Below are 6256 nucleotides of genomic sequence, written 5' to 3' on the forward strand. Positions count from 1 at the left end.
GCTGGTTGAACAGGATCGGCTACAGCTCGACCGACACCCCGACCTTGGCGAAGGAGTCCTTGATCAGCGGGGCGTACTTGGCCTGCTGTGCGTTCTCCGCCGCGTAGCTGAGGGTGAGCTTCAGACCCTTGCCGCCCTCGTATCCGGCCTCTGTGAGCAGCCGACGGGCGGCCTCCAGGTCGTACGGCGTCTGCGGCAGCTGCTCGTCATAGGGGAAGGCACCGGCCGGAACGGCGCCGCGAGCGCGGGCGCCGAAGCCTTCGGTGCCCACCTTGACGATGTCGTCGTACGGGATGGCACGCGCCAGCGCCCGACGTACCTTCACGTTCTTCAGCGGGCCCTTGGCGGTGTTGAAGAAGGCCGTGTGGCTCTGGAAGGTGGGACACTCGGTGACGGTGTAGCGCTTGTCGTTCTTGAACCGGGCGACGTTCTCCATCGGCAGCGCGGCGGCGTAGTCGACCTGGCCGGACTGGAGCATCTGCTGCTGCGCGGTCGGCTCGGCGGTGATCCTGGCGACGACCGTACGGTAGCGCTCGCCCTTCCAGCCGCCCCAGTACTTGTCGTACGCCTTGAGTACGACCCTCTTCTTGGCTTGGTACTCCGAGACACGGTACGGGCCGGTGCCTGCGTCGACGCCCTTGGCGAAGTAGTCCTCGTCCCTGGCCAGGGCCTTGGGGCTGACGATCCACGCCCCGTACATGGACGAGGCGATCATGTCGACCGGGGCAGCGCTCTTCAGCTTGAGCACGACCGTGTGCTCGTCCGGTGTCTCGATGGTGTCCAGCGCCGACCAGATGAAGGCTGCACCGCCGTCCTTCGCGGAGGCTTCCAGGGACGCCTTGACCGCCGCGGCGTTCATCGGCTCGCCGTCGTGAAAGGTGACCGCCTTGCGCAAATGGAAGGTCCACGTCTTGGCGTCGGCGGAGGACGACCAGCGCTCGGCGAGGGCGGGGCGGAAGCGCTCCTTCGAGCCGGGCGGGTTCATCCACAGCAGCGGCTCGTAGACGTTGCTGAGGTAGTAGACCTCGGTGGAAAAGGACTTCACCGGATTCCAGGTCGTCACCTCGGCGGTGGTTGCCACATTGAGGATCTGCCCGGTGCCGCTGTCGGTACCGCTGTCAGTACCGGTGCAGGCAGACGCGAGCAGACCGCAGGCCAACAGAGCGGCGGCGGCGGGTGTTCTTCGGGACGTGGCCATGAGTTCGCTCCTCAGGAAGGCGCATTCGCCGGCTGTTCACAGTGAGGCAACAATGGGCCGGGTGAGCTATAACCTCAAATACTTGATGGGATTGACTTTCATGCCTGTGAGGCATGGGCTGGAGGTTCGTTGTGGAGCTGAGGGTGTTGCGATACTTCCTGGCGGTCGTCGAGAGCGGCTCGGTGACCAGGGCGGCAGCCGAAGTCCATATCGCCCAGCCCTCGCTCTCCCGCCAACTGCGTGGACTTGAGGCGTCCCTGGGAGTGCCGCTGTTCGACCGCACGGGCAACCGGATGGAACTCACGGCGGCCGGTCGCCGATTCCTGCCCCTCGCCCGTGACTTGGTCACCCGCGCCGACACCGCCCTCGCCGCCGCCGGCTCGCTGGCGTCCGGGCGGGCGATGCGGCTCACCGTGGCGGCCCCCGCCACCACCATCACCGACGTGATCGCCCCGTTCCTGGCCACCTGGGGTCCGGAGGACCCCCTGGTCACGGTGCAGGCGGAGAGTCCGGTACGCGCCTACCAGGCCCTTACCCGGGGCGCCGACGTGGCGATCTCCTCAGCCCCGCCGCGCCACCGCTACGCCGGGCTGCCCGTAGCCCGGCTGCCGCTGTGGGCCTATGTGCCGCCCTCTCACCCTTGGGCAGGCCGGGACCGGATCACCATCCAGGAGCTGACCGGTGAACCGCTGATTGTCCTCACCCTCGCCCACGGCACCCGCCGCATCCTGGACCAGGCGGTGCAGGACGCGGGCAGTTCCCTCGACATCGTCCTGGAGTGCGACACCCCGCAGGTCGCCCAGGCGATGACCGCCTCCGGTCACGGCATCGCCGTCGTCTCCGACGACCCCCGGTTCGGCCTGCACCCCTTGCTGATCATCGACCAGCACGGGGAGCCCCTGCAGATCCGGCTGCACGCCGCCTGGGACGGCGGCCACTACGCGCTGCGCACCATCGAGTCCTTCGCCACCGGCCTGGCCCGCTTCTGCGTCGAGCAGTACGGGCCGCAGGCAGCGGGGAGCTGAACCTGCCGACATTGGGCGTTCTGGTGCGGAAGTTGTTCACGAGTCGTGGTCGGCTCGGGATGGTGTCTGGTCCGGCCGGCCCGCGACAGGGGGAGACGGCCGGACCGGAACACGGCGCGCTGTTCGCGGACCCATCGCTCGACCTGATCCACGGATTCCGGCACGCGCTGGTCCGTGGTGTCGGGCAGGGTGGGTGGAACATCGCCGGTCGCCGGCGCTCCACCCCGTCCAGCGGTACCGGGCCCATGCGGAGCCGGCTGCCGTCGATGACGGCGCCGGTTCGGCATCGGGAACCCTCCGCCTACTTGCTCTGCCAGGAGGCCCAGCCGAGGCCGGCACCAACCACCGGAACGTCCCCGCGACCCTCGCGCAGTGAGCCTGCTCCGGAGGTCGACTTCCCGGTCTTGGTACTCCAGCGCACGACGCACCCGACTCTCAGTCATGCGGTTGCGCCAGCGGCGATGGGCCTTCCGGTACACCGAGCTCGTCGAAGAGATGTACGGCGAGCCGCCCAGCCGCTTGCCGACCCCGTAGGCCGGCGTGGTCTCGCCCGGACAGCTGGGCCCGGCGATTCGAGCAGCATCCGACCCGGGTGGCAGGTCAGCTGTGGCGTTCTCGGCAAGTTCACGCAGACCTGGCCTCTCGTCCACCGACCCCGGCGATGCGGCGCACTCCGCCGGAGAACCTGCCCTGATGCCTTTAAGACACCGTGGCCAGTCCTGGCAAGCATTGGACAGCTCTCGCTGCGCGCACCCACGATGCCGCAACAACAGACCCCGCCCGGAAGAGGGATATCCATGACCTCCAGTGCGACCACCCGCCGCCCACGCGGTATGCGATGTCTTGCGACGGCCACAGCACTGCTCACCGTGCTGCTCGCCGGCGTGTTCACCGCTCCGTCCCCCGCGCTCGCCGAAAGCGCGGCCCCCGTGCCGGGCGACCCGCTGACCGGCAGCGGCGCCGTGCCCCGTACGGTCCTCACCGCGGCTCAGCTCTCCAGCGCCACCCCCACCGGCACCGTCGTAGACAGCGCCTTCGCTCTGCCCGCCGCGGCGGCCCCGCCCGCGCACACCTTCGAGGGCACTCTGACCCTCAACGGCACCGCAACGGCCGGCGGCTACCGCAAGCTGAAGGACCCCAACGGCTACTCCCGCACGGAGGCCACCAAACACCTCCCCCCGTTCAGCGCCACCCTCGTACAGAACGGCAGCCACCTCATCCCCACCGTGCGCGGGCTGCGCTACACCGGGAACACCTCCTGGAACCTCGCCGTGGGAGCCGGCCGGGCCTGGCAGGAAAACGGCGACGGCGGCCGCACGCGCGCCGCGCTGCCCTTCGCACTGGTCGAGCGCAACGCCAACTGCGTGCACAACGGGGTGCTCTCCTTCCTCTTCGACGCATCCTCCATCTCCCAGGTCCGCTACCAGATCACCGCGGAGACCTGCGCCTACCACCAGTTCGACATGTGGGGCCAAGTGGCCGCCACCTACCAGCCCCAAGCCGTCCCCGGTGGAGAAGCCGCGCGCGCCGCCTACGCGGCCGAGGTCGCAGGCCGGCTGCCCACCAAACCAATCGCGCAGCTCGCCACCGACCACCCGGGCGCCGGCGTGGACACCTCGAAGTTCGGCGCGGGGATCACCCCCACCGCGCTCAGCACCTATGGCTTCTACTACGACGGTGTGAACTACGTCGGCGGCTGCCAGACCAGGCAGGGCCAGTACCCGTTCTGCGGGCAGATGCTGCTGCCCTCCTACTCCACCGCCAAGTCCGCGTTCGCCGGCACCGCCCTGCTCCGGCTCGCCCAGCGCTACGGCACCGGCGTCGCGGACCAGCGCCTGACCGACCTGATACCGGAAGCCGCCGGGAAGAGCGCCTGGTCGGGCGTCACCGTCGGCCACGCCCTGGACATGGCCACCGGCAACTACACCTCGGCGCTCTACGAGACCGACGAGGAGGGCAGCACCATGACCGACTTCTTCCTCGCCGAGCCCTACGCCACCAAGATGGACAAGGCGCTGTCCTTCCCACGCAAGGCCACCCCGGGCAGCAAGTGGGTCTACCACTCCTCCGACAGCTTCCTGGCGGCCCGCGCCATGAACAACTACCTCCGGAACAAGGCAGGCTCCGGCGCCGACCTGTTCCACATGCTCCGCGACGAGGTCCTCACCCCGATCGGCATCAGCCCGGACGCCCGCGTCTCCTCCCGCACGGACAACAGCGCGACCGGCGTCCCCTTCGGCGGGTACGGACTGTTCTGGACCAAGGACGATGTCGCCAAGTTCGCCAAGTTCCTGAACAACGATGCCGGCGCGGTGGCCGGCACCCAGGTGCTGCACCCCGGCCTGCTGGCTGACTCCATGCAACAGAATCCGTCAGAACGCGGCGCCACCACGACCGGCAGCACACCGATGCGCTACCAGAACGGCTTCTGGGGACGAGAGTTCACGGCCGCGGACAACCCCGCCTACACCCAGCCGTTCCACGTACCGTTCATGTCCGGCTACGGAGGCATCACCGTCGCGATGATGCCCAACGGCTCCACGTACTACTACTTCAGCGACAACAACGAATTCTCCTGGAGCGCGGCAGTATCCGAGTCCAACAAGCTCGCCCCCATGGCCTCGCTGCAGAGTCCTTCCTGACCGACGCCGCCACTGTCCGCGCGAACTGACTGAACGCCTCCGGTCAAGGGGCGGACGCCGAGCTTCAGACAGCTTGATCGATGAGCGGTCGCCGCACAGTTTCGATCAGTCGTTGCGGTCATAGGGCCGCGTTCCAGTGGAGCTGCGGAGCGGAGCGCCATCGCGGCCACGAGAGCGTCGATGGCGTACTTGTGGCCGTGCAGGCCGTCGGCATCACTCAGCAGCTGCACCGCGGTAAAGCTGTCCGCCTGGGTGATGTCGTGGACCTCCAGCCGGAAGAGCACCCAGCGCAGCCGGGCGGTACCTGTCTTCCCGAAGACGGCCTCCACCACCGTCAGGGCCGACACGAGGACGGGCACGCCTACGCGCCGGGCAGCCTCGATCCGTATGACCATGTGTCGGTCGTCGCGCAGGAGCAGCGACGACAGCGCCTGAGAGTCCAGGACCAGGGACCTGGCCGCGGGTCCCTCCTGCGGCGCCGTCGCCGGGTGCGTACGGCGCCGGTGCGTCACCGAACGGGTCGCGTTGCGCGGCCTCCGAGGAGTTCCGAGGGCATCGAGAGACGAAGATGTTCGGCAACACCTTCTCGGCAGACCAGCCTTCGTGGTGCCTGGCCGGGACTGCTGATGTCAGTGCCAGCGATCGTCGGTGGTCTCGTTGGCAGCGTGCTTGGGGCGAAGATTCAGGCGAATGGTGGTCGATCAGGCGAGAGCGGGTCGCGAGGCAGCACAGATATCCGCCGAGGCTCAACACGTGGCTGCCTTCTTGTCTGTCCGGCAGGCTCAGGTGGCCAACTTCATTCAGTCCGTCACGCGCTGTCTCGCGTAGCGAGGAGGTACTGCGCTCCCGGCACGCGACGGTGCTGTCCTGGCTCGGCCGGTGGAGGAGCGCGGCTACGACGGTCTCGCCGTCCCAGCCTGGGCCAAGCGGCTGGCGGTGCCGAACTCCGAGACACCGGCCCACTCGCGCATGGCGATCGACGACGTGCTGGAGCTGGGAGCCGGCCACGGCCGGCGACCCACTGTTCTTCGCCCACGAAGGGTTCACCGTCCAGGCAACCGGCTGCAGCCCTGTCGGGCTGGAGCAGCTGCGTGACGTCGCCCGCTCCCAGGGCGTCGAGGAGCGGATGACCACCGCGGTCCACGACGTGCGTGAGCCGCTGGCGCTGGCGGACGACTCGGTGGACGCGGTCCTCGCTCACATGCTGCTGTGCATGGCGCTGTCGACGACGGAGCTCCATGCCCTGCTCGGCGAGGTCGACCGTTCCTGTGGCCCCAGGGGGCGTTCGTCTACACCGTCCGGCACACCGGCGACTACATCTACGAGCACGGTGGCTTCGCCGTCCATTTCTTCGGCCGCGACCTGGTCGACGCCCTAGCTGTATTGCCCTG

Annotated in this window: 4 protein-coding genes and 1 pseudogene; 3 read left to right on the forward strand and 2 right to left on the reverse strand. The window is 68.6% G+C overall.

Translation table 11 applies throughout. The annotated features are described in order from the left end of the window. Window positions 1-19: 19 nt before the first annotated feature. Complete coding sequence (locus JGS39_RS09720; protein WP_219568356.1) at window positions 20-1198, reverse strand: ABC transporter substrate-binding protein; 1179 nt, start codon at window positions 1196-1198, stop codon at window positions 20-22. Between the two features lie 143 nt (window positions 1199-1341). Here JGS39_RS09720 and JGS39_RS09725 point away from each other — a divergent pair, with 143 nt between their 5' ends. Both JGS39_RS09725 and JGS39_RS09730 read left to right on the forward strand, forming a co-directional pair. Further along, window positions 1342-2223 carry a LysR family transcriptional regulator gene (locus JGS39_RS09725; protein WP_308120290.1) on the forward strand — a complete coding sequence of 294 codons (882 nt, stop codon included), beginning with the start codon at window positions 1342-1344 and terminating at the stop codon, window positions 2221-2223. Window positions 2224-3020: 797 nt separating this feature from the next. Beyond that, on the forward strand, window positions 3021-4865 hold the full coding sequence (locus JGS39_RS09730; RefSeq protein ID WP_219568358.1) for a serine hydrolase domain-containing protein: 1845 nt from the start codon (window positions 3021-3023) through the stop codon (window positions 4863-4865). A gap of 105 nt (window positions 4866-4970) precedes the next feature. Here JGS39_RS09730 and JGS39_RS09735 read toward each other — a convergent pair. After that, a pseudogene (locus JGS39_RS09735) lies at window positions 4971-5260 on the reverse strand (PIN domain-containing protein). A 731-nt stretch (window positions 5261-5991) separates the two neighbouring features. Between JGS39_RS09735 and JGS39_RS41860 the strand changes: the two are divergent. Further along, window positions 5992-6243 carry a hypothetical protein gene (locus tag JGS39_RS41860; RefSeq protein ID WP_236063334.1) on the forward strand — a complete coding sequence of 84 codons (252 nt, stop codon included), beginning with the start codon at window positions 5992-5994 and terminating at the stop codon, window positions 6241-6243. Window positions 6244-6256 lie beyond the last annotated feature (13 nt).

The sequence above is a fragment of the Streptomyces poriferorum genome (assembly GCF_019399235.1).
GTDB lineage: Bacteria > Actinomycetota > Actinomycetes > Streptomycetales > Streptomycetaceae > Streptomyces > Streptomyces poriferorum.